We start from the raw sequence: 25858 nt of genomic DNA on the forward strand, positions 1-25858 counted from the left end.
TCTTTAGTTTACTCTTTTCTTTGGCTTTCTTCACGAAAAGTCGCTTGACTCGTTGACATGGACGAAGCAGACAGGTCCGACAGGATTTACTCCTCCGCTAAGGTTCGCTGAGTGAAGTCGACGGCTCGTCCATCACCGTAACCTCTTTGGTAGGCTTCCGAAACATCGACCAGTGGCATCCGCAAGGCCAACGATTTCCCCCAATCACTCGAATAGCTCGCATAGGCTTCTTCTACCGCTTTTGGAACAAGCAGGCGGACCTCATAGACTTGACGAAGTTCTGAAACTTGTTCGCTGAAGCGAGTAGCGAAACCAAATAAAAAACCATTGAGATAGCTCGATTTCACACGTTCAGTGAGGGCGCGCTGACGTTTCAATGGTGCATGTTTTTGATAATAATGTTGAATGAATCCTTTGCTATGAAAAAGAATCACTTCATAGGCGAGTGCATACATTTCTTGTGCCAACTCCAAGTCACGACCAAAGCCATAAAAAACAATCCGGCGCTTTTGCTGCCCGTCCATTTTTTTTGATTGAAGAAAATATTTTACGCGGAAATTTTCAGCAATCACCTGTGCTAAACGACGTTCCCACCAATACAAACGTTTATAGGTCGTCACACAAACTTCTCCAATGGCTTGCCCTTCCTCATCGAAAGGCCTTTCCTCGACTTCTGCCGCCTCAAGGCCATATTGGAGCATTAATTTTTGTGCTAACAGAAACGCCGATTGACTTTCTTCATCATTTTTATGGTCTCTTGCAATCGCCAAGAGACTTTTCACTTTTCGGATGATTTTTTGATTCGTCATCGCTTCATTTCCTTTCATCGACTGATTTTCTGTTACGCATACAGACTGTGAAATTCCCTTGAAATTCTAAAATGAATGCACTTTGCTTCGCCGCGGATTGTTTTTTACCGCAAATAGGCAAAATGCACATCGTACTTTTCATTGATTCCAACAAAAGAACCGGGCGACAGGTTTTCGTTTGTCCTATTCCGTATCATTTTACCAATTCTTTTCCTTTTCGCTGACTCATCGATTGCGCACTTCTCGACTCATTTCTGGACGCTTGGGGCTCCCTTAGCTTTCTCCTACTTTCAAGTGTTATACTAATTATACCAGTATCCGTTTGAGAAAAGGCAGACAAAAAAAGGCCGTTCCACTTTTTTTCCTTTTTAGGATAGATTTTAACAAAAGGTTTCGTATATTGTTTTAGAGGAGGGATGAAATGGAAGAAAAAGTAGAGGTGATTATCCAACGAATGCTGGCCAAAGATTTTGTTGGGCTCGAATGTTTAATCGAATGTTTTAGTTTCACTATTTTATCAGCCATTCATCAAATACTCTATCGTCCAGAAGATCAAGCTTCCATCGATGACGTTGCCAATCAAACTTTTTATAAAATCTGGAAAAACATCCAGCAATATGATAGCGAGAAAGGCGCTTTTACGACTTGGATCAGCACCATTGCCAAACGAACCGCCCTCGACTACAAAAGAAAAGAGATGAAACATCAAGCGTTATTACCATTGGAAGCGATACAAACAGAATTACTTGTCGATGCTCAAGTGCCTTTCGAACAAGAAACCTTCCTCACTTTCATTGCACAATTAAAAGAAGAAGACCAACAAATTTTTCTGAGCCGTTACTATTACAACGAAGAACCAAAACAAATTGCCACACGCTTAAATCTTTCGACCGAAGTCATCTATAACCGACTCTCTCGTGGAAAAAAGAAATTAAGAACCCAATTAAAAGAAGGAGGATTTGAAAAATGAGAATGGGAAGGATTTTCAAAAAAAGTGTCACCGATTTAGAAAATGGGACCCCTGCACCACGACCAAAGGAAGACTTGACTCCTACCGAAAAAAAACAGCTCTTTTTACGAACAAAAATGTATATTCTCTTGCAAGAAGTTCTCGAAGAATTCCAACAATTTTTTGACAAAGATGAAGAAATTGTCGGTTCGATCCCTCTCACCAATGAAGAAAATTCCGTAGCTGCCACTGCTGGAATCAATGGGATGTTACTAGTCAAGACACCACAAGGAAAGGACTATCTCAAGACATTCCATGAGCTTCGGGGGCATCGCCTCTTAATCTTTACCAACAAAAAAATATACTTCATGGTTGTCTTAGAATTTATCGAAGAAAAAAAATTCTACACCTATGAATATCATGCGATTTCTCGAATCAAGTTCAAGAAAGAAACAAGGAAATACCGTGAATGGCAGTCGCTGACTCAATCAACCAAAGAAGAAACCATTTCCTACACTTTCGACTTCCAAGCAGGCGGACAAGTTTTCACAGAAATCTTCACTCCAGAAGAAGGGGAAAAATTCTTAGCCATTCGAAAAAAAATCCCTCAGCTACAAGCGATTGAACTAAGTAATCACGTCACGAGAGATTCGCTCTTTGATTATATCTTTAGTAATGTTCATTTCTCCATTCGAACATTTACGATTCTTTCCTGGCTTTTTTTTGGTGGCCTCTTCCTTTATTTTCTTTTCATTGTTCTACAAGTCTACTTTTTCCCAAATGCCACTCAAATGCCTCAACCTTCACAACTGTTTGACTTGTCTACTCCACTAAAAAATTGGTCGCCCCACAAATTTTTCACTCCCTTAGAGTCATTGATTCTTCCTTTCCTTTCATAAAAACGCCGCTTTTTTGCACAAGAATAAGCAAAAAAGCAGCGTTTTTAAGGGATGTTTTTTCCACCTGCTAAGCACTTCATTTTTTTTGGTTCGTCGCAAAATTCCCCATCGAAATCGACAAACGGTTCCAGCTATTAATTTGATTAATCAATAGGACCAAATCGACATATTCTTCTTCGTTGTAAAAGTCCCGGACCCGTTGATATAGTTCATCAGGAACTTGTTTTGTCGCAATTAAAGTGATGTGTTCGGTTAATTCCAACGCTACTTTTTCTGCTTCCGTATAAAAATCACAATCATGCCATGCACTGATACAATATAATCGTTGCTCCGTTTCACCTATTTTTCGGGCATCCGTGGTATGCATGTTTAAACAAAAAGCACAGCCATTTATTTGGGAAGCACGAATTTTCACTAATTCACATAATTTTGCATCTAAGCTTGCTTGATGCAAATATTTTTCACCATCAAACATTGCCTTTAAGCCTGCTGGTGCTACTTTATAATAATCCATTCTTAATTCCATGGTAAAAACCTCTTTTCTTTTTTCTACAGCAAAATACGCCAGGCATTTCCTTGCTTGCCTTTGTTTTTCCCTGTTATACTTACTATACGATAAAAAGGTGTCATTTCATGAGACCATTTAGGAGGTTTGTATGAAAAAGGCAGAACGTCTCAACAAAGAATTAATCTATCTACGTGATAAACATACCTTTCAACTAAAAGAACTGATGGCAGAGTTTAAGATTTCAAAAAGTACGGCTCTTAGAGACATTGCCTCATTGGAAACAATGGGTCTTGCGCTTTATACCGATTATGGACGTCACGGGGGGTACCGATTATTGGAACAAAAGTTGTTGCCCCCGATTTATTTTGACAAGCGTGAAATTTACGCAATTTTCTTTGCTTTACAAGCCTTAGAATTACTTTCCAATACCCCTTTTGAAAAATCTTATCGCCACATTCAACGAAAATTAATGGCCACCTTGACAGCCAACCAACAACGAGACGTCGAGAAGCTACTTACAGTCGTGCATTATTACAACGTATCGCCACTTAAAAATCAAAATTACCTAGCAACCATCTTAACAGCCATTTTAAATGAACAAGCTTTAACCGTTACCTATGCGCAAAAAGAACGCCTAGTCATGCTCATTCAAGTCAGCGAACTCTTTTATCGCAATGGGATTTGGTTCTTTCGGGCCTATGATTTTCACCGAAAGAAATGGGGCGTTTTTCGGAGTGATTTCCTCGAAAGTTGTCAAATTCAAACGGATTTTAAGGACACGCTTCCACTTGCCCAACTCGAGCAAGATGAAAAGGCCTATCATCAGAAATTTCACGACATCCCTTTTCAGTGTCAAATTACTACTTACGGCCAGGAGCTGTTTTTAAAGAACCATTATCCGAATATGAATTTAAAAATTGTTGGGGACCAGGCATGGATTGTTGGTCATTACAACGAGGAAGAATTAGCCTATATGGTCCATTATTTACTTAAATTTGGGACCCATGCAAAGATTGAAAAACCAAAAGCGTTACGCGATGCCTATCTTGGTGAATTACAAAAAATTCTACAACGATACGACTAACTTTGTCCCTTTGTTGATTCAAAAAAAGCCATTCGTTTTTGTTCGTAACCCGTTCTTTTTTCAATCTGTGTTATAATAGAAGCAAGAAAACCACTTAGGAGAATGCACATGGCAGACAATTTACAACAACGAATGGACCAAGCGGCAACGGGTGCTCCCTTGGTCAACCCCGATGAACAACGGAAATATTTAGGGACCTTTCGCGAGCGCTGTTACGTGAGTATGACCGTTGCCCAAATGAAAAAAACAACCAATCAAACGCTTTTCATGCAAGCGCTGGAACATTATCCAGAAGCATCCATTTTAATGAACGGCTCGCTTCCAACGACTGTACAAGCAACCTATATGCAATTGGCAACCAAACAACAAATACCTTTTAAAATTGTCACGACTGCTAGCACGGTGGACGAAAAAAGCATCGGGCTACTCATCGTATCCGATGTGGCAGTCCACCAAGACGTCATTGATATCGAAAAACGTTTTGCCCGCAAACAAGTCGAAAGCACGATGCAAAAAAAGCCAACGAAGAAGCGTTTTTGGAGTAAAATCTTTTAACCTAGAAATACAAAATTGAAGGGAGTTTTTAAGATGCCTACTTACCTTGCTTTAAAAGAAGAACTAGTCAACGCCTTAGACATGCACATCGATTTATTGAAAAACACTGCGACGATTGAGCCTGATTCTTTAGATGGCGTGATGTTTATGATGCGAAGTTTTGGTTTTATCTTTGATCGAGCCCCTCAAGTCTTATTAGCCGACGACCCTGAAGAAATGAATTTTTTAATGTTTCAGTACTATAGTTTACTGCATGAACTAAAATACAATCTTTTACTCAATTATTCTTACGCCAAAATTCATCAACGAACTTTACTCTCGCTCGTACAAGAATTCCCTACAACCTATGAGGCGCAAATGAGACAGTGGTGGGAAAATTTAACTGGGTTAGAAGTGGAGGAAACAAAGCAAACCATTTCAATCAAAAATTTATAAATGAGGGGAAATATGAATAAAATAGCAGCTGCCATTTACATTTGTTCGTCCATCTTTCTTATGATTCTCGCACCAAATAAACTCTTTTTCCTGATTGGTCTCGTCTTATTAGCCAGAGGACTTTGGATTGATTGGATTGACGTGGGAGACTAACACCACGTCTTTTTCGATGAAGAATTGAAATCTTTTTTGCTGCTGATTTTCAGATGTAGGGCGTCATTCGCTCAAAAAAAGACAGAACACGTACGCTTTCGTCGTGCTTCTGTCTTTTTTTGTCACTTCGGATAAAATGTTCCTAGATCTTTTTGTAAAAGAATCTCATCCCCATTTTTTTCACCTGTTTCAACAAAACCAAACTTCTGATAAAGTTGTAAGGCACGATGGTTATCTGGCTTCGTCGAAAGGGTAATCATCTGGACCTTTTTCCTTTTAAACTGATGCTCGATGATTTGTTCCAAGGCCTGAGAGGCATAACCATTGCCCTGATACCTTTGATCAATCATCAATTGCCACAACCAGTAACGCTTCTCTGGTTCGGGAATTTCTTCATCAAAGACAAGTGCCGTATAACCAATTACTTCGTCATTGCAACAAATGAAATAAGGTGCTGCACAAGTAATTTTAAAAGCTTCTTGTATGGCTTCAGGAACACTTAAGGTTAGATTGTCTGCGATTTGTGCCGCAGTCGATTGCAACGAATGCCCTAAAAAGGCGTTGCTTGGTTCGACAGGCAGCAAGGTAATTTTTTCATCATGATTCTTCATTGATTTTCTCCATTTTTTTGGTTCGCGTTTTTGAAACGTAGCAAGGTCCCTCGAACGAATAGATATCGTTCCTTCGCTCTTTTTCAAAACTAACGAAAAAAATTGAAGGTTCTTCTTTCCTTTTTTATTCAAACATCTCTGGGAATAATAATTCCAAGACATCCATGGTTAGGCGTGGACCATAACCTTCGTAAGGATAAATATGCATCATCATCGCAGGGTTAAAATTCCCTTCAATAATACCATACGCACCCTCCGCTGACGATGGGACGGTTGGGTCAGGAATAATTAAATCAATCCCACAAATGACCGCACCTAGTGCCGCGACTGCTTGGACGGCGACTTCTTTATAATCTTCGCCAAACATTTCTGTCACACCAATCGAATCGCCACCACTACTAATATTCGAATTTTCACGTAAATAAACGACTTCATCTTTTGCTGGAATATCGCCCAGCTCATACCCTTGGGATTTTAAGGCGATTTTTTCTAAATCACCCAATTGAATTTTTTCTAAAGGAGAACGATGATGTTCCCCACGTAAAGGGTCTTGATTCTTTTCAGCAACCAAGGCTTCGATTGTTTGAATTCCGTCCCCTTTTACATTCGCTGGAACGCGTAATAAAATGCCTTTGACTTTGCCGTCAATTACAAAGAAGCGATATTCCGTGCCACTTAAAAATTCCTCGACTAAGACATCTTCATCCGCCGCAAAAGCAATGGCTAATGCCGCTTCATAATCTTCGTAGCTGGCCCCTTCTTTAAAAATCGAAATACCAATGCCATAATTCGTTGATTTTGGCTTCACAACGATTCCTCGACCGGCAAACTCTGGATAGGCCTGAAGAGCTGCAGACAAGTTGGAAAACTCACTACCTTTTGGCACACGAAAACCTGCTTCAGCTAATACTTTTTTCGTGACTGTTTTATTTTCCATCAGCAAAGGGACAATGTAACTGTCTTTACTTGTCATATTCCCATTTTTTACATATTCAATGTGTTCTCCTACCGAAAGTTTTAAAAATTGGTCGTTCGCATCCAAAACTTCAACGTGAATCCCTTTTTGAATCGCATCAAATAAAAAGATTTGGGTCGAAAGTTCCATTTTTTCAAAACCAGCAAGTTGGTAAGGGTGCTTCCATGCCCGCGCATGATTTTCTAAGCCAATCTTTGTCGCAACTGCTTTTTGGGAAGGAGCTTGACTCTGTAGGTAAAGTTTTCCGGCATAGGTCTCAGCAGGATTTTCCACCATGGTTTGCACTTGTTCCATCAAGTTTGGCGAAACCACTACGTGTTGCTCTAAGAGGAATGCTTGCATTTCTCGTAATACATTAGAGGCTTCTTGCGCGTATTTTGTCGCAGCAAGTGGATGCTCTAAGGCAACTTCTTCATTTTTTCGTTCACCTTCACGCACCCAAAGGTCTGGGCTGGCTTCTTCTTCTTTCCATAATAAAAAGAGTAAAAAGAGGTGTAAAAATTCTGCTTGTGTTTCACTAATGCCACAAAAAGCAAAGGGATTCAAATCAAGATTACGTAATTCAATGTAACGAATGCCGGCATCGGCTAAATCAGCCATGCGCTTGCCTCCGCGAAAACGAACGGCCGAATAAAATTCTTTTTCTTCGGACAATTTCCCTTCATTTACCATGCGCTCAAGATCTGCAATATAGCTTTCCAAGCTTTCATAAGAAACTTGAACATTCGCATGATTTTTATAGCCATAAGAACTATTACGAATACTACGAACCGGCTCTTTCGGACGATCATCGCCTTCAAAGTAGCGTGCCTCACTCACGGGTGTTGCCCCAAATAGATAAGTAATTAACCAAGAATAATGCAAATAATTTCGCGTCACTTTTAGGTAGACCGCCGTTTTAAATGTGGCATACGTTTTGATTTCCTCTTGTAGCGCAAACATTTTTTGTAAGAGCGTATCACTAAACTCAAAATTATAATGAATTCCACTCACCATTTGCTTGCGACGGCCATAAGATTTCGCAAGGTAACGACGATACAAAACATCTTCAAATTTATCCAGTTGTGCAATCTGAATGTCTTCTTCTTTTTCTGGTAAAGCAGGGGGCATGCTTAGCGGCCAGAGCATTTCCTCTTGGTCCATGGAACGGTAAGCCACGTCATGAATCGCTCTTAAAAAATGAAACAATTCGGAGAGACTTTCCGCCACGGGACTAATCAATTCCATTTGCGTTTCTGCAAAATCCGTTTGAATGTAAGGATGGTGCTTACGATTTCCTAATGTTTCCGGGTGAGCGGTCTCCACTAAATCACCAGATAATGTCACACGTTGGCCTTCTCTTTCGACGCCATACCGTGCTTTTAATAAATAGGGTTGCAGCTCCTGTTTTTCAAGGAGAGTTTTAAAATTCATAAGAAAACTCCTTTTATTTTGTCATCGCCTTCATTATATCAAAGTTCAATTCAATAGTGAGACTTTTTGTTTTTCTCTCTTGATTATACGACCTTATCAGACAAAAAAACTTACGCACAATCAATTTTTTTAAAAAAATTCTGCCTCTTTTTTATTGCTTTCTTTTTAGTCTTTTCCTCATTTCTTAACAAAAGGAGCCGTGACAGCTGTCACAGCCCCTTCGTATTTGGACAAACCATTGACGGATCAACGAGAAACAAAAGTCTGCGCTTTTTGAATCTTTACGAAATTTGAGCAGTTGAAAAAGCCCACGCTTCGAATTTCTCTCTAGTTTCTCAGAGCAAAACGACTTTTGTCGCATCGCCTTCTCACGATTCTTCCACTAATAAGTCTTTAAACAAGCCCATGACAAAATCATTTGGATTAAAGACTTCTAAATCATCGATTCCTTCGCCAAGTCCGACGAGTTTCACAGGTAGATGAAGTTCATTACGAATCGCCAAGACGATACCGCCTTTAGCCGTGCCATCTAATTTCGTTAACACCAAACCAGTGACAGCTGTCGTCTCTTTGAATTGTTTGGCTTGACTCATCGCATTTTGTCCAGTTGTCGCATCTAAAACGAGCAACACTTCATGCGGTGCACTTGGCGCTTCGCGTTGGATCACCCGTTTAATTTTATCTAGCTCTTTCATTAAATGAGCTTTATTTTGTAAACGACCTGCTGTATCGACCAGCAAAATGTCCGCTGCTTGTTCTTTGGCCTTTACCATCGCATCAAAAACAACGGCTGCTGGATCCCCCCCAGCTTTTCCTCGAATCACGTCAACCTTTGCTCGCTCTCCCCAAACGACTAATTGGTCGATGGCTCCTGCTCGAAACGTATCGGCTGCTGCCAATAAGACTTTCTTGCCAGCTAAGCGGTATTCATTAGCTAACTTCCCAATACTCGTTGTCTTACCCACGCCGTTCACGCCAACAAACAACATGACGGTTAACCCATTTGATTGTAGGTTTAAAGCATTGACTTCGCCAATTCCTTCTTCTTCATATAAATCAACCAGCTTTTCAATAATTAAATTTCTTACTGCCGCCGGTTTCTTCACATTTTTCAATTTTACTTCTTGCCGCAATTCATCTGCAATTCGCATCGACGTTTCAAATCCCACGTCGGCGCCAATTAAAGCTTCTTCCACTTCCTCAAAGAAATCTTCATCGACACTTCGGAAATTGGCAAACAGCTCATTCATCCGCTCCTTAAAGGTTTTACGAGTTTTGGCTAAGCCTTTATCGTATTTTTCTTGGACTGTTGTTTCTTCTGATACGAACCCTTCATCGGGAGTTTTAGGCAATTCATCCGCTACTTCTTCCACAGGATTGTGAAAGCTTTCTTCGATTGGTGCTTCAATCATGGTCTCGACTTCTTCGATGACTGTCGCAGAAATCTCAGCCGCTTCATTCGCCACCTTTGTTTCACTTGTTTCTTTTATAGAAGGTGCCACTGTCTGATTTTCTTCCACTAGTGGCTCTTCAAGTTCGGTAGCTAGCTCACTTGTTTCTTGAATGGTTTCGAGTGCCGCTGGGCGGTCACCCGAATTTATTCCTTCGATTGGTTCACTTGCTTGATCGGTTTGCTCAACGATTACTTCCTTTTGTTCTTCTGATTGAAGTGGTGTTTCTTCTTTTTCTTTTATAAAAGCGCGTTTAATTTTATTAAATAAACCCATTTAGGAGACTCCTTCCCTTAAAATGTATTTTTCAACGGCCAAAGCCACGCCGTCCTCTTCATTTGATTTTGTCACGACATCGGCAGCAGCTTTAACGACAGACACTGCATTTTCCATCGCAACGCCTAACCCAGCATATTCAATCATGGATAAATCATTTTCTTCATCCCCGATACTCATGACTTCTGCGGGATGCAAACCCAAATCACGGACTAATAAAGACAAACCGTATGCCTTGGTTACCCCTTGTGGCATAAATTCTAGCAACATTTCACGGCTTTTAATTACTTCAAATGTTTCTCGAATCGCCGCTGGAATCTTTTGAATTTGTGCATCGAGAAAGGTTTGTTCAAAGCCGATGACTGCTTTATTATAAACAAGCTGCGGTTGAACATCCTCAATCGCTACCGGAATATGCGTCAACAGTGGATTCATCGTGGAATATAAGGATTGGTTTTCCACTGAGGTTGCCACATTATACACGTGCCCTTCTGATAATAAATCTAAGGGTAGATTCAAATTTTGCGCTAAAGCAATCAATTGTTCCACTTCCGAAAAGGTGAGGACATTTTTTTCAATCATTTCACCTGTATCATTTTTTTGCACGAGTCCCCCATTAAACGTAATACTATAATCGCCTGCTTCTTCCAAGTTTAGTTCTTTTAAGAAGGGATGAATCGCTGGTAATGGACGTCCCGTACAAATAACCACTTTCACTCCTTGTGCTTTTGCCGCCATTAAAGCTGCTTGATTGCGCGGAGTAATTTTCTTTTGGCCATTTAACAAGGTGCCATCTAAATCAATCGCTACTAATTTAATCATGCCTTACTCCTTTTTTTTTCAATTTGTCCATTTTGGGCAATTTCTTCTAAACGGACCGAAACCAGTTTTGAAACACCTGACTCTTCCATCGTCACGCCATATAAAATATCCGCTGCTTCCATCGTCCCTTTCCGATGCGTTACGACGATAAACTGCGTGTCATTTTGGAAGCTTCTTAAATAACGGCCAAAACGTAAGACATTTGCTTCATCAAGAGCCGCTTCCACTTCATCCAATACGCAAAATGGAACCGGACGGACTTGAATTATTGAAAATAGTAAAGCAATCGCCGTCAACGCCCGTTCTCCACCGGATAGTAGACGTAGATTTTGCAGTTTCTTCCCAGGTGGTTGTGCCTCAATTTCAATCCCGGTATGCAACAAGTCTGTCGGATCGGTTAAAATCAACTCCGCCCGCCCCCCGCCAAACATATTGGGAAAGACGGTTTGAAATTCGTGACGAATGCCTTCAAAAACCGTTTGAAAGCGACTCTTGACTTCTTCATCCATTTCAGACATTGTTTCAAATAACTGTTCTTTTGCCGCAATCAAATCGCTTTGCTGCCCTGTTAAAAAGTCATACCGCTCTTTGACCTGTTCGAATTGCTCAATCGCTTGCAAGTTGACCGGTTCTAAAGCAGCCATTTCTTGACGTAAACGCTGAATTTGTTCTTTTTCAGCAGCTGATTGTTGGGACTCGCCGTAAGTCGCTCGGGCTTGTTCAAAGCTTAATTGATAAGTTTCAAGCAAATAATCTAACCGATTGTCTAACAAGATATTGACTCGGCTATTTTCGACTTCAAGGGCAGTCTTTTCTTCTAACCATTCTTTTTGTTGTTGGTTCGCCTGACTTAAGACTTGCTCTTGTTGATGAATCATCGCCTGAATGTCTGTTCGCTGCGCGCGAATTTCTTGTAAAGCAGATTGTAAAGCGATTTTCTTTGCTTCAAACGAGGCAATTTGCGCTTGCAAGCTTTCTTCTGTCACCCCATGACTCGAAAAATCTGTTGACAGGTGAGCTAAATGTTGTTGAATGACCGCCTGACGTTGTTCTTGTTCTTCGATTGTAAGGTTGAATCCTTCAATCTGTTGCCGTAAATGAACCCCTTGTTCGGTCGCAACGGCTAGGCGTGCTTGTAAATGAGCGACTTCTTGTGCATGTTGTTGCCGTTTTTCTTCGAAGCTATCTTCTTGGGTCATTAACATTTGAATTTCGTCATTAATCCGGGTTAAGGTTTGTGCGAGTTCTTTTTGCGCTTTTTCCCCTTGCTCTTTTTGCTCTTCATAAGTCGTTAAAAATTCTTCCAAGTGCTGATTCTCATAAGTAAACACGGTGAGTTCTTTTTTTAAACGCGCAATTTCAAAGTGTAAATGTTGCTCTTGATTACGCACCTCTTGTTCAGCCATCTTGCCTTCTTCACCAAAATGACGCAAACTTTCTAACTGCGTTTGATTGGTTGCAACTTCTTTTTCAAATTGCTGCACTTGCCTTTCAACATTCGCTAAACGCTCACTTAATTGTGTCACGCGTTTGGTCAAGGTTTGGAGTTCGTTATTTTGACTAAACAAGCTCCCCTGCTGTCCCCGACGAGTCGCTCCGCCGGTCATTGAGCCACCAGCATGCATAACGTCGCCTTCCAATGTGACCACACGGTACCGGTATTGGAGTTTACGCGCCAGTTGATTTCCACTGTCTAAGTCTTGTGCAATCAGTGTTGTTCCAAGTAAATTACCTAAGACACCGGCAATTTTTTCTTCATAATGAATCAGCTGACTCGCAATCCCTAAATAGCCCGCAACGGTCTCGGCTTGTTGCGCCACCGTACTTGGTAATTGACGTGCATGAATCGTTGTCAATGGTAAAAAGGTCCCCCTCCCCCCTTGTTTTTGCTTTAAATAAGCAATCGCTTGCCGGGCATCGCTTTCGGTTTCGACAATCAAGTTTTGCGCCGCATTGCCTAGCGCGGTTTCTAGGGCTAAAGTGTATTCACGCGGGACATCTACAAGTTCTGCAACCGCACCGACAATCCCCGATAAGGCTTGGCGATTTTGTAAGATGGTTCTTGTTCCTTGATAAAAACCGCTATAGTTTTCTTGAATTTCTTGTAAACTTTTTTGGCGCGCTTTGGTTTGTTGCAATTCCTTCATCAATTGGAACATCTTGCTTTGATTTTCAGAAAATTGTTGTTGCGACACGGCTAATTTTTCTTTTGTCTGTAAATATTGTGTTCGTTGCCCATCCAACTGTCCTTGCTTTTCTTTTAAATCGGCTAATAAGTCTTGGTAAGTCGCTTCTTTATCTTGCAATTCTGCCTTTAAGGCCGCCTGCTTCGTAACTACTTGTTGGTTTTGTGCAAATTCTTGCTGATACTGGCGCTCTAAATACTTTAAATCGTTCCGAACATTGGCTTGTTGCTGCATCGAGTCCACATACTGACCGCGAAGTTCTTCGATGAGTTCTTTGGCAGTTTTTTGATACTGTGCCAAGTTTGCGGTACCTGTCGCTAATTCTTTTTCCAATTGTTGCATTTCGTGATTTTTTTGCGACAGATTCGTTAAAGCTTGTTGTTTTTCTTGCTTTAATCGAGCCAGACCTTCTTCCAACCGAGCCAGATTTTCTTGATACTCTGCGGTGCTTTTTTCTGTGTGCTTCGAACGTTCCAGCAAAACTTCGCGTTGACCTTGGGCTTGCTTTAAAGCTTCGACGATTTGAAGCTGTTCTTCATTCTTTGCTTCTAGTTCCGTATCAAGCAAACTGCGACGTTGACGCAATTCTTGGATTTCTTCCTCGGAATGTTGCAATTTTCGCGTTACTTGTGTAAGTTGGTGTTTTAAAGTCGCCAAATCCGCCTTGGTCCGATCATAAATCGCTTTAGCCGTTAAAATTTCCGTCACGATATCGGCTACTTCTAACTGAGTAAATGTTTCTTTCAAACGCAAATACGTTCGTGCGTCGGTACTCTGACGTGCTAAAGGTGCCAACTGCTCCTCTAACTCGTAGACAATATCTTGCACACGATTCAAATTGTCTTCTGTTTCAAAGAGTTTTTGTTCCGCCTTTTTCTTCCGTTGTTTATATTTTAAGACACCGGCTGCTTCTTCAAAAATCCCACGACGTTCTTCGGGTTTACTACTAAAAATCGCTTCGACTTTCCCTTGTGAAATAATCGAAAACGATTCTTTTCCTAAGCCAGAATCCATGAACAGTTCTTGAATGTCTCGCAAACGACATGCTTGTTTATTTAAATAATAATCACTGTCACCGCTGCGTGAAATGCGACGTGTGACACTCACTTCACTATAATCCAAAGGCAAGTAGTGGTCTTCATTGGCTAAGACAATCGTCACTTCTGCCAAATTAAGTGCTTTTCGTGAATCCGAGCCCGCAAAAATAATATCCGGCATCTTTCCACCACGTAAACTTTTCACCGATTGTTCTCCTAAAACCCAACGAATCGCTTCGGTAATATTACTTTTCCCACTGCCATTTGGTCCGACAATTGCTGTAATATCTTCTTCAAAATCAATCACCGTGCGATCGGCAAATGATTTGAAGCCAGCAATTTCAATTCGTTTTAAATACACTGTTTTCCCTCACTTACTTCTCTAGCCCAATCAAAGCGTTGGCCGCTGCTGCTTGTTCTGCTAATTTTTTTGATTTTCCGTATCCTTCACCGATTTTCTCACCATTGCAAGACACTTCCGTCCAAAATCTTCTTTCATGGGCGGGACCTTCTTCTTTCACTAAACAATAATCAATGGAAACATCGCCCGCACGCTGTAAGATTTCTTGTAAACGTGTCTTATGATCCATCTCATGTGAAAAAGCACCTGCTGTTATTTTTGGAAAAACAACTTTCGCTAAAAATTGATCGACCGCTTCTAAGCTATGATCCAAATAAAGCGCCCCTAAAAAAGCTTCAAATAAATCACATAAAAGCGCAGGCCGTGTTCTTCCACCTGAATGTTCTTCCCCTTTACCTAAACGAATGTATTGGTCAAAGTGGCATTCTTTTGCAAACTTAGCTAAACTATCCTCGCAAACAATCGCTGCTCGTAATTTGGTTAATTTCCCTTCTGGTACTTGTGGAAATTCTCGATACAAAAATTGTGAAACTAATAATTCTAACACCGCATCGCCCAAAAATTCTAAACGTTCATTATCAGATAGTTGCAAGTATCGATGCTCATTCACATAAGATGAATGGGTGAAGGCTTGTTCTAATAAGTCCTCATTATGAAAAACGAGGTGGTATCTTTCTTTTAATTCCTTTAATAAAAGTGGGTCCATCTGTTCCATTCCTTTCTTACTTTGTTGCACCTGCCTTCATTATAATGGTTTTTCATCAATTATGAAATATAAGTCCCATTTTCCTAGTGATTTCTTTGCAATTTACCATTTAAGCGACAAATTTTTGCTGGCTTCCACGCATTCAAATCTATCTTTTTTTGGCTTATAAAGAAAATTATTGTTACAATAGAAAGAAAGGAGTGCTTTTTATGAAATACTTCAAGATCCTCCCTTTCCTTCTTCTTGGTCTTTTTCTCACCGCTTGCAGCCAAGAAGAAGCCCAGCCTTCATCCGAAACGAACGCAGCAACCTTTGATTTTTCCTTTGTCGCAGACACAAAAAATCCCAACATCAGTCGCTTTGAATTTTCAGTTCCAGAAGACCCGATGCAACTGGTCATCACAGAAACCATTTATTCCTCCAATCATGATGCGATCGAATCCGTTGTTTTAACCGCCCCCATCGCCAATAAGACTGGCGAACTAATCGTTGAGCAAAAGACGGATGAAGACTTGACACGACTCATATTCCAAGTGCTCTCGGATGGCGAAGTCACCACTGGCAGCCCCTTCCCCTTTCATCCTGAATCGTTTCTTGTCTACGGTCCAAATACCATAGAAAGTCAAGCCAGACAAGGAAACTTCTTTGCTTATAAGGGAACCCCCGCAACGAATGAGCAAGGCCAGGTGAGTTTTTCAACCGAACTTTTTCAGGAAGCCTTTGATTTACCTAACAGCTTAAAAACAGAAGAGGTGGCCGTCGTGTGGTCCTATGCCTTTCTTCCAGAATAACTTTTTCCAAGGAGCCGTGAGAATGATCACGGCTCCTTCGTATCTTTACGAGCCTGTGACGGAGAAAGGGAAAACACCCCTCTCCCCTTTCTTGTCTTACCTAGTGCGAGTTTTTGACTTATTGGGTGCGAATCGATAAGTCTTGCCAGATCGCTTGCCAGGCTTTCTTTTGAGTGCGATCAAGGTAAATCGCATGTTGCGCACGATTTACCTGATAATAAGGTGTTGGACGAACTTGTAAGGTAAATAGATCTTCCAAACCATACGGCGCCATGATTTCAATTTGTCCGTCACGACTTCGAGCAGCTACAGCAGTGGGGGTTTCTGGAAAATGAGAAACGCCATCATACGAGGACGTAAAAGGTACAAAGCCTCCAACCACATGCATCCGTGCTTGATTTTTGACCGACCAGGGTTGATTGGGCAAGAGACCTTTGAGCGCTTCTTCTAATTCCTTTTCTCTTTCCCAGGAAACATCTTGTGGATCAAAATAAATGACATCAATGTCGTTTAAAGGGGTTGTCTGCTGATGCTGCATGTCCCAAACCTTATTCCGAATGGCTCCAGCACAAATCCAAGCATCATTGAGATTCAATTTTTCCACAGCAGCAAGCAGAGAATAAAGTGGATCATCTTTTGCAATCCATTCCTTCAGTTGCTCTTCATAAGTAGTCATGTCTGTTTCCTCTTTCCGATTGGTTTGACTTTTTTGGGGTAAAAAAAGAAGACAATGAACGACTTTCCAATCATTCACTGCCTGTTTTCATTTACGCTAAATGGCCTACAATATAATCAACTGCTGCACCCACAGTTTGAATTTGCTCTGCATCTTCATCTGAGATTTCCGTTGCAAAGTTTTCTTCCAACTCTAAAACAAATTCCATTACACTGATCGAGTCAGCATTTAAATCCTCTTTAATTCTCATTGTATCGGTTACTTTATCTGCATCAATTTCAAAATGATTTGCGATAACTGTTGCTACTTTTGCAAATACTTCTTCACGCGTCAATTGTACTCACCTCCACGGTATTTAACAAGGTCAAAAAAAGAACTATTACAATTCTAGCGATTTATCTTCGTTTTGTCTAGCTTTTTTTCATATTTATTTCATTTATGACAAATCAAAGACAAAAAAATGACCTTTATTCTGATTTTTCCGCTTCAAATTGCTCAACGAGTTTTTGAACAACTTCTGTTTCTAACATCGTATGAATTTGGCGAATGGTTGTCGCCACTGCTTCTGGACCGGTCGAACCGTGTGTTTTGACAACGGGAGCCTTGAGTCCGAATAAAACAGCTCCACCATACTTGGCATAATCCATTTCATGTTTTAAATTTCTTAAAGCATCTTTTAATAACAAAGCACCGACTTTTCCCTTGAGGCCTGAGTCTAAAATAGACGTTTTTAATAAATCAACGATATTTAAGGCGGTTCCTTCAATGGATTTCAACACTGCATTGCCAGTAAAACCATCCGTCACGACAACATCGGCCACCCCATTTAAAATATCCCGCGCTTCGACGTTACCAATAAAATGAATGCTTGCTTCTTCAGAAAGTAGCTCGAACGCTTTCTTGGTTAATTCGCTGCCTTTTGATTCTTCTGTCCCATTGTTTAAAAGTCCAACTCGAGGTTTTTGAATCCCTCGCACATTCGCGGCATAAAAAGAACCTAAGACACCATATTGGACTAAGTGTTCCGGTTTATTGTCCGCATTCGCACCTAAATCGAGCATATCAAAGCCGGTCGTACGCCCAATGACTGGCATGGTCGAAAGTAATCCCGGACGTTCAATGCCTTTAATGCGTCCAACAATAAACAAGCCCGCCGCAAGTAAAGCGCCCGTGTTCCCAGCCGAAAAAATGGCATCTGCTTCCCCATTTTTTACTGCTTGTGCTGCCAAAACCATCGACGCTTGTTTTTTACGACGAATTGCTCGAACCGGTTCGTCCTCACTGTCAATTTTTTCATCCGTATGAATCACACGAATATTCGTTTCACCACTTAAATATCTTCGAATTTCTGTTTCTTTTCCATAAAGTTGGAATTCAATGTCGGGGAACTCTTGATGAGCCAATAAAACACCTTCTACAATCGCCTTCGGTGCGTTGTCTCCTCCCATTGCATCAACCGCAATTCTCATCGAACTTGGCACTTCCTTTCCTTTTTCTAGAACAGTATAGCATATTTCAATTAGTCAAAGAATGATTTTTCTTGTTGACCTGTTTTTAAATAGGTGACGAGCGGTTGGTAGTCAGGTAACAACTCCCAATGTGATTGTTGCCAAATCGTTTCTGCTTCTTGTTTTGCAACTTCTAAAATATGACCATCTGCCACTAGATCGGCCGTGACAAATTCAGGCAATCCCGATTGACGGGCACCAAAAACCTCTCCTGGACCGCGCAGTTCCAAATCTTTTTCACTCAAAAGAAACCCATTATTGGTTTCCGTCATAATTTGCATCCGCTTTTTCCCAGTTTCATTTTTAGGGTTGGCAATTAAAATACAGGTGGAAGCCGTCGCACCACGGCCTACCCGTCCGCGTAGCTGATGTAACTGTGCTAAGCCAAAACGATCCGCGTCAATGATTAACATCAAGGTGGCGTTGGGAACATTGACTCCGACTTCAATTACTGTCGTTGACACTAGAATTTGACTTTCGTTCTTTTTGAAAGCTTCCATAATTTCTTCTTTTTCTTGGTTCTTCATTTTTCCATGAAGAAGGCTTACGTGATACTGTTCTCCGTAAAAAGCCTGTAGCTCCTCATAAATGGCCACAGCATTTTGAACATCAAGCATTTCTGATTCTTCAATTAATGGACAAATGACATACATTTGTTGCCCTTGCCCGAGGCGATTTAAACTCGCTTCAAGCACTTGTGGCATTTGTGGTGGCCGTACCCAACGAGTTTCAATTGGAATCCGTCCTGCTGGTAACTCATCGATTAGGGACACATCCATTTCACCATAAGCAGTAATCGCTAGCGTCCGAGGAATCGGTGTTGCGGTCATAAAGAGCACGTCCGGTTTTAGCCCTTTTTCGCGCAAGATTTTTCGCTGGTTCACGCCAAAACGGTGTTGTTCATCGGTAATGACTAAGCCCAGGTGTGAAAATTCAACATCCGCTTGAATCAATGCATGGGTACCAACAACGACATCTAATTCCCCACTTGCTAGGCGCGCTAAGATTTCACGTCGTTCTTTCACTTTTGTTGAACCGGTTAACAAGGCCACTTGCAACTCAAAGCCTTCAAAGAGTTGAAGCAAACTCTCCATATGTTGTTGGGCCAAAATTTCAGTGGGAACCATCAGAGCTCCTTGAAAACCAGCCGTCATTGCCGCATATAGTGCAATCGCCGCCACGACCGTTTTCCCACTCCCCACATCGCCTTGTAACAATCGTTGCATATGGTTGGGACTTAATAAATCTCGACAAATTTCATTTGTGACGCGTTTTTGCGCATCGGTTAGTTCAAAAGGTAAACTTTGGGTGAATTTTTTTAAGGCTTCGACGTCATAGGCCAAGGACAGCCCATTGCTTTTTGCACGTGCCTTTTGCTTTAAACCTTGAATTTGCATTTGAAACAAGAAAAACTCTTCAAAAACTACTCGGCGTTTCGCTTGGTGGTGTTCCTCTGCATTTTTTGGAAAATGCATGGCATACATCGCTGCCTGCCGCGACATTAAACGATACTTCTCAATTAACGATAAGGGAAGATTTTCCTCAATTTCTTCATCGTATTGTTCAAAGGCCTGTTTAATTAAAGGGATGAGTGTTGTCTGACGGATTGATTTATTCACATGATAAATCGGCGCAAACGCTTCTTCTTGTTTGGGCGCAAGAATTTTCATTCCAGTTAAACTTTTTCGTTTGGCATCCCACTTCCCATAAACTGCAATTTCTTCAGAAACAACCACTTTCTCCTTGAGATAAGGTTGATTAAAAAAAGAAACCGCAAAAACATCGTGTTCTTGCATCATTCGAAATTGTAGTCGGGATTTTTTATAACCAAAACGGCTGACAACCGCTGGCGAGACAACCAAGCCTTTTATCGTCACTTTTTCTTGATCTTGAATGTCACCAAGCTTTCTTTCCTTAATGTCTTCATAGCGAAAAGGATAATGCCCAAGTAAATCTTCAATCCTTTCAATTCCTAAAGTTGCTAAATTTTCTGCTCGTTTGGCGCCAACGCCACTTAAGTGGGTGACAGAATCTTTGATACTCACCAAAATCCCCTTCTTTCTTCAAAAAAAGCCTGGAACAAACAAAATGTTCGCACCAAGCTTTCCTCTTATTTTGTTGTTTTTATTCTGTCGCAAAAAGGTAGGGATATACCGGTTGGTCCCCATGGTGAATCTCGACTTCAAGGGCATCGTTTTGCGCGAGCAAGGCATCCGCCATTTTTTCCGCTTGCGCTTGCGTGCCTTCTTCTCCAATGATGATCGTCACGATTTCTGTTTCCGAATCGATCATTTGCGCTAAGGTTTCAAGCGCCACTTCAAAAGCATCGGTTTTAGAAACCACAATTTTCCCATCAATCATTCCTAAGAAATCACCTTTTGTAATCTCGATGCCATCAATCGCAGTATCACGAATCGCATGTGTCATCGATCCACTTACCACGCTTTCTAGCATTTCAATCATCGCTGCCTTGTTCTCTGCTAAGTTGGCTTGTTCATTGAATGCCAGCATAGCCGTCATTCCTTGAGAAATCGTCTGACTTGGCACTACCACTACAGGGATTTCTGCCACTTCTGCGGCTTGGTCGGCAGCCATGAAGATGTTTTTGTTGTTTGGTAGAAGAATGACTTGGTCTGCATTCACTGCATCAATGGCTTTTAAGATATCTTCTGTACTTGGATTCATCGTTTGTCCGCCACTAATGACATAACTTGCACCTAGACTCTTAAAGAGTTCTTGCACACCATTACCTGCTGCAATCGCAATAATTGCGTAAGGAACACGTGGTTTTTTCGTTGGTGCGCCATCATGTTCGACTAAAGTCTCATGTTGCATACGCATATTATCAACTTTAATTTTCATGAGCGAACCAAATTTTTGACCATAATTCATGACTTCTCCAGGATGCTCGGTATGGACGTGTACTTTAATGATTTCATCATCATTTACGACTAATAAAGAGTCTCCTAATTCATTTAAGTAATTACGGAAAGTGTCGTAGTCGAATTTACTATCAACCGTTGGACCTTCCCCAATTTTCACCATGATTTCCGTACAGTAACCAAAAGTAATGTCTTCCGTTGCTACATGGTTGTGCACACTCCGATGATGTTCTGCGTGAATCATCTCATCCATTGCAGCCGGCGTTTGGAAGTTGTTTTCTGGCTTGTATTCGCCATTTAAAACACTCAAAAAGCCTTCATAAATAAAGAGTAACCCTTGTCCCCCACTGTCAACGACTCCGACTTCTTTTAACACAGGTAATAAATCAGGTGTTTTCGCTAGTGCTTTTGTCGCTCCGCTTACAACCGCCGTCATGACGGCAACACAGTCTTCTGTCTCTGCTGCTTTTCGTTCTCCAAATTCTGCTGCTACACGGGCAACTGTTAAAATGGTCCCTTCCACTGGTTTCATGACTGCTTTATAAGCCGTGTCCACACCATGGGTGAAGGCAGCTGCTAATTCTTTCCCTGTTAAAGTATCCACTTCTGGAATCTGTTTAGCAAAGCCACGGAATAATTGAGATAAAATGACACCTGAATTCCCACGCGCACCCATTAGTAATCCTTTTGATAAATGCGTTGCGAGTTCGCCAACTTTTTCAGATGTTGAATCGCTCACCGCTTTTGCACCACTAATCATTGATAAATTCATATTTGTTCCTGTATCGCCATCTGGAACAGGAAACACGTTTAATGAGTTGACATACTCTGCATGCTCTTGTAGACGATCGGCACCAGCCTGTACCATTTCTTGGAACTGACTGCCACGAATATTCGTTACTTCCACTGATAAATCCTCCTTAAAAATGAACCGCTATAAACGGTTTTCGCCTCTAATCTGGTAACACTCGCACACCTTGAACAAATACATTCACAGAGTTTGCCGTTACACCTAACATTGAATCAAGATTATACTTTACTTTTTCTTGGACGTTGCGTGATACTTCCGAAATTTTCGTCCCGTAACTCACAATCGTATACACGTCCACCGCAATTTCATTCTCTTCTTGACGAACGACCACGCCGCGTGCATAATTTTCTTTACGTAAAATTTCATTGATATTATCTTTAATTTGATTTTTACTTGCCATACCAACGATGCCAAAAACGTCGGTTGCGGCACCCCCAACAACCGTTGCAATCACTTCGTTGGATATTTCGATTAAGCCAGATGATGTTTGAATTTTAACTGCCATAATAAAGCCTCCTTAACAGACAAATGGTCTTATTTCTATCTCTAATATTTTAACATAGCGCCCGAGTAAAGAAAAGAAGGAGTCCTTGTTATTTCTGAATTCTAACGGATTTATTATCGTTCGTCGAGGAAAAAATCACTTTTTCTCATCGAAAAGTCAGGGAGGAAGGTCGAAAAATGCTTGCAATTCATTCCCTTTTATGTTAAATTATTTTAGTATGAGCTGAAAATATCGCGCTCCAACAGAAACAAGGCAAAGGAGGAAATCAATAATGTCTAAAGTATGTTACTTCACTGGTCGTAAGACAAGAAGTGGAAATAACCGTTCGCACGCAATGAACGCTTCAAAACGTACAGTTAAACCGAACTTACAAAAAGTTCGCGTAATGATCGACGGTACACCTAAAAAAGTTTGGGTATCTGCTCGCGCTTTGAAATCAGGTAAAATCGAACGCGTTTAATTCAAATTGATCCGACATTGACAACCGTTTCTGTCTAGAAGCGGTTTTTTGTTTGCCCAAAAAAGCCTCGCCCCGATTCGTCTAATCGAATAGATGAATCAGGGCGAGGCTTTTTTTCTTTTTACCGAAAACCAAAAGTCAACAGTGCCACACATACATGGAGAGCTTCGACAGTGACAAGACCTAAGAGCCCTCGGTCAATAACCAACGACCGTACGTCACGAGTTCTTTGCGACGCAAGCCCCTGCTTGACTTCTTCATAAATAAGCAAAAGGGCCCAGGCAACAATCCACAAACTTCTTACAAAGACCGGTGCCAAGCCTAGAGGATGAAGCAAGTGCCGATAAATAAAGCCACCGAGTAGTACAAGAAAAACGATCCCTTTGAATTGACTCGCTTTTTTCATTCGTCCACTTCCTTTCCCCTATTCGTTTTTTTCGAAGGCGACCATAAACATTAGAATCACTAGGCAAAGGATGCCTCCAATCAAAGAAATAAACTGATACCGCTCATTGATTGTCCCAAAAACAGAAAGCAAGATAAAGATTGTCGTGATGCCATACAAAAACCAACGGACTACACGTACCAACCAACGTAACCTCCTTTTTTCTTCTTATCCACACGAACCAAAACCATGCCACGATACGTTTTGGGTGGGTAACTGATAAAATCAAAAGGGATGTACGCAGCTCTTTGCACTTCTTGTGCCTCAAGTACCTCTGCATAGCCAACGATTGGACTGCCAACTAGGACGCTGAAACATAAACTGAACAAGACGATTTTTTTCATTTCGAACACCTCGACCTTTTTCTTTTTATTCTACCCGAAAAAAGACCGAAGAAACCATTTTTTCCCCAAACGTTGCTTATTTCATCTTGAGCGCTCGCTCAAGTGGCTTGATTTGACGCGTCGATGCGACACAAGTTTCCCCATTTTTAAAGATGACACGTCGTTGCTTGCGGTCAATTTGCGTGATATTTTTTTGATTGACGACATAGGACTTATGTACCCGTAAAAAAGCATCTGAAAGTTGTTCGACTTCAGCTAAGCGCCCATAAAACTCCAAGGACCCATGTGTTAAGTGTAAAATCAACTTATGAGAGTTCAAGGAAGTTTCAAAAAACAGCACTTCTTCTAAATCAAAGAGACGGACTTGGTGCCCTACTTCAATTCGAATTCGCTCGCGGTTGTCTTTATTTTCTGAAGTATAATGCTTACGAGCTTGTTCAAGGGCTTCTGTGACTCGCCTTGCAATGTGGTTTGGCTCGTCTTTTAAAATATAATCCATCGCTTCGACCTTATACTCAAAAGTTAAAGGCAGCCATTCCTGATGGGTCGTAATAAAAATAATTTTGCCATCCACACACAAGTTCCGGATTTTTGCCCCTAGTTGGAGGCCATTCATATCAGACGACAGATCAATGTCTAAGAAATAGACACCAATCGTTGACGGGTATTTTTCCAAATACGCTAAGAGCTCATAAGGATCGGCCGTGCTCAAGGTTAAACGCATCTCTAGCGATTCAATAAAAAGGTAACGTTCAATCATGCGTTCCAATTGATGACGTTGACTCGCTTGGTCCTCGCAAATAAAAACATCAATCACTGATATCTTCTCCCAACAAAGTAATTTTTTGTAAAAAAGTTCCTTGGTAAATTTGCGTTTCTAAAAGAAGGTTTTCCGACTGATTCACCCAGTCATTGACTGTCGATAAGCCATAACCACGTTGCTCGCCCTTCGTTGAAAATCCTTGTTCTTTCAACTGGTATAAAGGCTCAATTGTTTTTCGCACCGTGTTTTGAATCAGCACCATCGTATCCACCCCACAAGTAAATATGGCACAGGTTAACGTGCCTTGACCTAGTTCTTCCAATTCTTCTAATGCGTTATCCAGTAAAATTCCTAAGACTCGAATAAACATCAATTCATTCAATTTAGGCGAAAAAACGATGGGACCTTCGACTTCTAGCTGAACTTGCATGCCTTTTTCTTGTGCGAGTAAGAGTTTCGCCATGAACACGCTACGAATGCCTAGATTTTCAATTTTTTGTAAGTCATTTAAGCGTGACGTTTGTGCGAGAAACAGCGAACGGGTCGGTTGAATTGTTTCTCGGTAATAAGTCGTAAGCGCCTCTAAATCTCCTTGTTCTAAATAACCTTCTAAAGAAGACAAAATATTCATATAGTCATGGCGGAACTTTTGAATTTCTTGGTTTTGCTTACTAATTTCAGTAATATACAATTGCATGGCTTCTTGCTCAATGGCTTTTTCGCGTGTCTCAAACGCGAGCTTTTGATTGTTGGCTAAGACATACAAACTCATGCCACCTACCGTTACCATAAAAATCGACAAAACGACAAACATCTTAATTAAGGTCCCAAATTGGGTTTCTGCTGGACTCATTAGGATGTATTGGTACAAAGAATAAATTTGAGACATAAAGAGTAACATAAACAAGAAGTAGCCAATGTTTTGTTTTTTCCTTCGGGAGATCCTCAGACAAAGATGGCGCTGAACCTTTAGACTCAAACCGACCACGAGCATGATGGTAAATAAGAAGTAACAAAGCATCATAAATAGATTGGCTTCTGTTGCTAAATAAATTAACACAAAACGTGGCAAGGCAAGGACCTTCACTGTTTTTTGAATTATAAAAGCCAAAGATAAATGAAAGAGCGTCAAACCCATCGGTTGCTGCCGATGATTCATGAAAGAAAAGGCCAACAGTAAGACACTTAACACCAATTCATTCATTGTTGCCAAACGTAAATTCAAATGGACACTACTGACTAAAAACAAAATAAAAAGAGCCAAGATGCCATTCTTTTTCTTTTTTAAGGATAGTTTATCTAGGACACTAAATGATAAAAACGTTTGAATAATATCTGAAATCGCCATTAAATAAAACACTACGAAAAATCCTTTCTACAACTCGAATTTAGTTCGAATTATACCATGATTCCATGAGTAGAAGCGAATTTTTCTGAAATGT

Annotated in this window: 27 protein-coding genes; 8 read left to right on the forward strand and 19 right to left on the reverse strand. The window is 40.9% G+C overall.

What is annotated here, in order from left to right; genetic code table 11:
- Positions 1-86: 86 nt before the first annotated feature.
- Positions 87-809, reverse strand: a complete 723-nt coding sequence (locus ACYSNO_RS08370) for a DUF2786 domain-containing protein (RefSeq protein ID WP_461730624.1) — start codon at positions 807-809, stop codon at positions 87-89.
- Between the two features lie 421 nt (positions 810-1230).
- Between ACYSNO_RS08370 and ACYSNO_RS08375 the strand changes: the two genes are divergently transcribed.
- Positions 1231-1779 (forward strand): sigma-70 family RNA polymerase sigma factor, encoded by a 549-nt coding sequence (locus ACYSNO_RS08375; protein WP_461730625.1) that lies wholly within the window; start codon positions 1231-1233, stop codon positions 1777-1779.
- Complete coding sequence (locus tag ACYSNO_RS08380; RefSeq protein ID WP_461730626.1) at positions 1776-2657, forward strand: hypothetical protein; 882 nt, start codon at positions 1776-1778, stop codon at positions 2655-2657. Before ACYSNO_RS08375 ends, ACYSNO_RS08380 begins: the two co-directional genes overlap by 4 nt.
- A 76-nt stretch (positions 2658-2733) precedes the next feature.
- Here the strand turns inward: ACYSNO_RS08380 and ACYSNO_RS08385 are convergent, their stop codons facing one another.
- Positions 2734-3183 (reverse strand): carboxymuconolactone decarboxylase family protein, encoded by a 450-nt coding sequence (locus ACYSNO_RS08385; RefSeq protein ID WP_461730627.1) that lies wholly within the window; start codon positions 3181-3183, stop codon positions 2734-2736.
- Positions 3184-3313: 130 nt separating this feature from the next.
- Between ACYSNO_RS08385 and ACYSNO_RS08390 the strand changes: the two genes are divergently transcribed.
- From ACYSNO_RS08390 to ACYSNO_RS08405, 4 genes are all read left to right on the forward strand, one after another.
- Positions 3314-4249 carry a helix-turn-helix transcriptional regulator gene (locus tag ACYSNO_RS08390; protein WP_461730628.1) on the forward strand — a complete coding sequence of 312 codons (936 nt, stop codon included), beginning with the start codon at positions 3314-3316 and terminating at the stop codon, positions 4247-4249.
- Between the two features lie 108 nt (positions 4250-4357).
- Positions 4358-4804, forward strand: a complete 447-nt coding sequence (locus ACYSNO_RS08395) for a YueI family protein (RefSeq protein WP_461730629.1) — start codon at positions 4358-4360, stop codon at positions 4802-4804.
- Between the two features lie 33 nt (positions 4805-4837).
- Positions 4838-5239: a hypothetical protein gene (locus tag ACYSNO_RS08400; RefSeq protein ID WP_461730630.1), complete on the forward strand. Its 402-nt coding sequence runs from the start codon at positions 4838-4840 to the stop codon at positions 5237-5239.
- Between the two features lie 12 nt (positions 5240-5251).
- Positions 5252-5392, forward strand: a complete 141-nt coding sequence (locus ACYSNO_RS08405) for a hypothetical protein (RefSeq protein ID WP_461730631.1) — start codon at positions 5252-5254, stop codon at positions 5390-5392.
- Between the two features lie 122 nt (positions 5393-5514).
- Here ACYSNO_RS08405 and ACYSNO_RS08410 read toward each other — a convergent pair whose 3' ends face one another.
- From ACYSNO_RS08410 to rnc, 6 genes are all read right to left on the reverse strand, one after another.
- Positions 5515-6003 carry a GNAT family N-acetyltransferase gene (locus ACYSNO_RS08410; RefSeq protein WP_461730632.1) on the reverse strand — a complete coding sequence of 163 codons (489 nt, stop codon included), beginning with the start codon at positions 6001-6003 and terminating at the stop codon, positions 5515-5517.
- 124 nt (positions 6004-6127) lie between these two features.
- Positions 6128-8392, reverse strand: a complete 2265-nt coding sequence (gene gshAB / locus ACYSNO_RS08415; protein ID WP_461730633.1) for a bifunctional glutamate--cysteine ligase GshA/glutathione synthetase GshB — start codon at positions 8390-8392, stop codon at positions 6128-6130.
- A 368-nt stretch (positions 8393-8760) separates the two neighbouring features.
- On the reverse strand, positions 8761-10119 hold the full coding sequence (ftsY, locus tag ACYSNO_RS08420) for a signal recognition particle-docking protein FtsY (protein ID WP_461730634.1): 1359 nt from the start codon (positions 10117-10119) through the stop codon (positions 8761-8763).
- Entirely contained in the window at positions 10120-10941 is an 822-nt protein-coding gene (locus tag ACYSNO_RS08425; protein ID WP_461730635.1) for a Cof-type HAD-IIB family hydrolase, read from the reverse strand.
- Entirely contained in the window at positions 10938-14525 is a 3588-nt protein-coding gene (smc, locus tag ACYSNO_RS08430) for a chromosome segregation protein SMC (protein ID WP_461730636.1), read from the reverse strand. The genes ACYSNO_RS08425 and smc overlap by 4 nt, the downstream gene beginning before the upstream one ends.
- A 13-nt stretch (positions 14526-14538) precedes the next feature.
- A complete protein-coding gene (rnc, locus tag ACYSNO_RS08435; protein ID WP_461730637.1) occupies positions 14539-15231 on the reverse strand; it encodes a ribonuclease III in 693 nt (230 codons plus the stop codon).
- A 209-nt stretch (positions 15232-15440) separates the two neighbouring features.
- On the opposite strand from rnc, the gene ACYSNO_RS08440 reads away from it, so the two are divergent.
- Positions 15441-16022 carry a hypothetical protein gene (locus tag ACYSNO_RS08440; protein ID WP_461730638.1) on the forward strand — a complete coding sequence of 194 codons (582 nt, stop codon included), beginning with the start codon at positions 15441-15443 and terminating at the stop codon, positions 16020-16022.
- Positions 16023-16140: 118 nt separating this feature from the next.
- On the opposite strand, the gene ACYSNO_RS08445 is transcribed toward ACYSNO_RS08440, so the two are convergent.
- From ACYSNO_RS08445 to ACYSNO_RS08470, 6 genes are all read right to left on the reverse strand, one after another.
- Positions 16141-16698 (reverse strand): nucleotidyltransferase family protein, encoded by a 558-nt coding sequence (locus ACYSNO_RS08445; protein WP_461730639.1) that lies wholly within the window; start codon positions 16696-16698, stop codon positions 16141-16143.
- Positions 16699-16789: 91 nt separating this feature from the next.
- The gene (gene acpP, locus ACYSNO_RS08450) at positions 16790-17032 is read right to left on the reverse strand and encodes an acyl carrier protein (protein ID WP_461730640.1); all 243 of its coding nucleotides are present in this window, start codon (positions 17030-17032) and stop codon (positions 16790-16792) included.
- A 133-nt stretch (positions 17033-17165) separates the two neighbouring features.
- Positions 17166-18167, reverse strand: coding sequence for a phosphate acyltransferase PlsX (gene plsX, locus ACYSNO_RS08455; protein WP_461730641.1), 1002 nt, complete (start codon positions 18165-18167; stop codon positions 17166-17168).
- Positions 18168-18217: 50 nt separating this feature from the next.
- Entirely contained in the window at positions 18218-20254 is a 2037-nt protein-coding gene (recG, locus tag ACYSNO_RS08460; protein ID WP_461730642.1) for an ATP-dependent DNA helicase RecG, read from the reverse strand.
- Positions 20255-20330: 76 nt separating this feature from the next.
- Positions 20331-21995 (reverse strand): DAK2 domain-containing protein, encoded by a 1665-nt coding sequence (locus tag ACYSNO_RS08465; RefSeq protein WP_461730643.1) that lies wholly within the window; start codon positions 21993-21995, stop codon positions 20331-20333.
- A gap of 46 nt (positions 21996-22041) precedes the next feature.
- The gene (locus tag ACYSNO_RS08470) at positions 22042-22404 is read right to left on the reverse strand and encodes an Asp23/Gls24 family envelope stress response protein (protein ID WP_461730644.1); all 363 of its coding nucleotides are present in this window, start codon (positions 22402-22404) and stop codon (positions 22042-22044) included.
- A gap of 271 nt (positions 22405-22675) precedes the next feature.
- Between ACYSNO_RS08470 and rpmB the strand changes: the two genes are divergently transcribed.
- Positions 22676-22864 carry a 50S ribosomal protein L28 gene (gene rpmB, locus ACYSNO_RS08475; RefSeq protein WP_461730645.1) on the forward strand — a complete coding sequence of 63 codons (189 nt, stop codon included), beginning with the start codon at positions 22676-22678 and terminating at the stop codon, positions 22862-22864.
- Positions 22865-22985: 121 nt separating this feature from the next.
- Here the strand turns inward: rpmB and ACYSNO_RS08480 are convergent, their stop codons facing one another.
- The 5 genes from ACYSNO_RS08480 to ACYSNO_RS08500 form a co-directional block, all read right to left on the reverse strand.
- A complete protein-coding gene (locus ACYSNO_RS08480) occupies positions 22986-23270 on the reverse strand; it encodes a hypothetical protein (RefSeq protein ID WP_461730646.1) in 285 nt (94 codons plus the stop codon).
- Positions 23271-23288: 18 nt separating this feature from the next.
- Positions 23289-23453, reverse strand: coding sequence for a hypothetical protein (locus ACYSNO_RS08485; protein WP_461730647.1), 165 nt, complete (start codon positions 23451-23453; stop codon positions 23289-23291).
- Positions 23441-23653 carry a hypothetical protein gene (locus tag ACYSNO_RS08490; RefSeq protein ID WP_461730648.1) on the reverse strand — a complete coding sequence of 71 codons (213 nt, stop codon included), beginning with the start codon at positions 23651-23653 and terminating at the stop codon, positions 23441-23443. The genes ACYSNO_RS08485 and ACYSNO_RS08490 overlap by 13 nt, the downstream gene beginning before the upstream one ends.
- 76 nt (positions 23654-23729) lie before the next feature.
- Positions 23730-24470: a LytR/AlgR family response regulator transcription factor gene (locus ACYSNO_RS08495; RefSeq protein WP_461730649.1), complete on the reverse strand. Its 741-nt coding sequence runs from the start codon at positions 24468-24470 to the stop codon at positions 23730-23732.
- The gene (locus tag ACYSNO_RS08500) at positions 24463-25776 is read right to left on the reverse strand and encodes a GHKL domain-containing protein (protein ID WP_461730650.1); all 1314 of its coding nucleotides are present in this window, start codon (positions 25774-25776) and stop codon (positions 24463-24465) included. Before ACYSNO_RS08500 ends, ACYSNO_RS08495 begins: the two co-directional genes overlap by 8 nt.
- Between the last annotated feature and the right edge of the window lie 82 nt (positions 25777-25858).

Source organism: Enterococcus sp. LJL98, from assembly GCF_054871745.1.

What these genes read in the sequence shown, in the direction of transcription:
- ACYSNO_RS08370 (WP_461730624.1), bottom strand. Translation starts at nt 809, where the DNA reads ATGACGAATCAAAAAATCATCCGAAAAGTGAAAAGTCTCTTGGCGATT.
- ACYSNO_RS08375 (WP_461730625.1), top strand. Translation starts at nt 1,231, where the DNA reads ATGGAAGAAAAAGTAGAGGTGATTATCCAACGAATGCTGGCCAAAGAT.
- ACYSNO_RS08380 (WP_461730626.1), top strand. Translation starts at nt 1,776, where the DNA reads ATGAGAATGGGAAGGATTTTCAAAAAAAGTGTCACCGATTTAGAAAAT.
- ACYSNO_RS08385 (WP_461730627.1), bottom strand. Translation starts at nt 3,183, where the DNA reads ATGGAATTAAGAATGGATTATTATAAAGTAGCACCAGCAGGCTTAAAG.
- ACYSNO_RS08390 (WP_461730628.1), top strand. Translation starts at nt 3,314, where the DNA reads ATGAAAAAGGCAGAACGTCTCAACAAAGAATTAATCTATCTACGTGAT.
- ACYSNO_RS08395 (WP_461730629.1), top strand. Translation starts at nt 4,358, where the DNA reads ATGGCAGACAATTTACAACAACGAATGGACCAAGCGGCAACGGGTGCT.
- ACYSNO_RS08400 (WP_461730630.1), top strand. Translation starts at nt 4,838, where the DNA reads ATGCCTACTTACCTTGCTTTAAAAGAAGAACTAGTCAACGCCTTAGAC.
- ACYSNO_RS08405 (WP_461730631.1), top strand. Translation starts at nt 5,252, where the DNA reads ATGAATAAAATAGCAGCTGCCATTTACATTTGTTCGTCCATCTTTCTT.
- ACYSNO_RS08410 (WP_461730632.1), bottom strand. Translation starts at nt 6,003, where the DNA reads ATGAAGAATCATGATGAAAAAATTACCTTGCTGCCTGTCGAACCAAGC.
- gshAB (WP_461730633.1), bottom strand. Translation starts at nt 8,392, where the DNA reads ATGAATTTTAAAACTCTCCTTGAAAAACAGGAGCTGCAACCCTATTTA.
- ftsY (WP_461730634.1), bottom strand. Translation starts at nt 10,119, where the DNA reads ATGGGTTTATTTAATAAAATTAAACGCGCTTTTATAAAAGAAAAAGAA.
- ACYSNO_RS08425 (WP_461730635.1), bottom strand. Translation starts at nt 10,941, where the DNA reads ATGATTAAATTAGTAGCGATTGATTTAGATGGCACCTTGTTAAATGGC.
- rnc (WP_461730637.1), bottom strand. Translation starts at nt 15,231, where the DNA reads ATGGACCCACTTTTATTAAAGGAATTAAAAGAAAGATACCACCTCGTT.
- ACYSNO_RS08440 (WP_461730638.1), top strand. Translation starts at nt 15,441, where the DNA reads ATGAAATACTTCAAGATCCTCCCTTTCCTTCTTCTTGGTCTTTTTCTC.
- ACYSNO_RS08445 (WP_461730639.1), bottom strand. Translation starts at nt 16,698, where the DNA reads ATGACTACTTATGAAGAGCAACTGAAGGAATGGATTGCAAAAGATGAT.
- plsX (WP_461730641.1), bottom strand. Translation starts at nt 18,167, where the DNA reads ATGAGAATTGCGGTTGATGCAATGGGAGGAGACAACGCACCGAAGGCG.
- ACYSNO_RS08470 (WP_461730644.1), bottom strand. Translation starts at nt 22,404, where the DNA reads ATGGCAGTTAAAATTCAAACATCATCTGGCTTAATCGAAATATCCAAC.
- rpmB (WP_461730645.1), top strand. Translation starts at nt 22,676, where the DNA reads ATGTCTAAAGTATGTTACTTCACTGGTCGTAAGACAAGAAGTGGAAAT.
- ACYSNO_RS08480 (WP_461730646.1), bottom strand. Translation starts at nt 23,270, where the DNA reads ATGAAAAAAGCGAGTCAATTCAAAGGGATCGTTTTTCTTGTACTACTC.
- ACYSNO_RS08490 (WP_461730648.1), bottom strand. Translation starts at nt 23,653, where the DNA reads ATGAAAAAAATCGTCTTGTTCAGTTTATGTTTCAGCGTCCTAGTTGGC.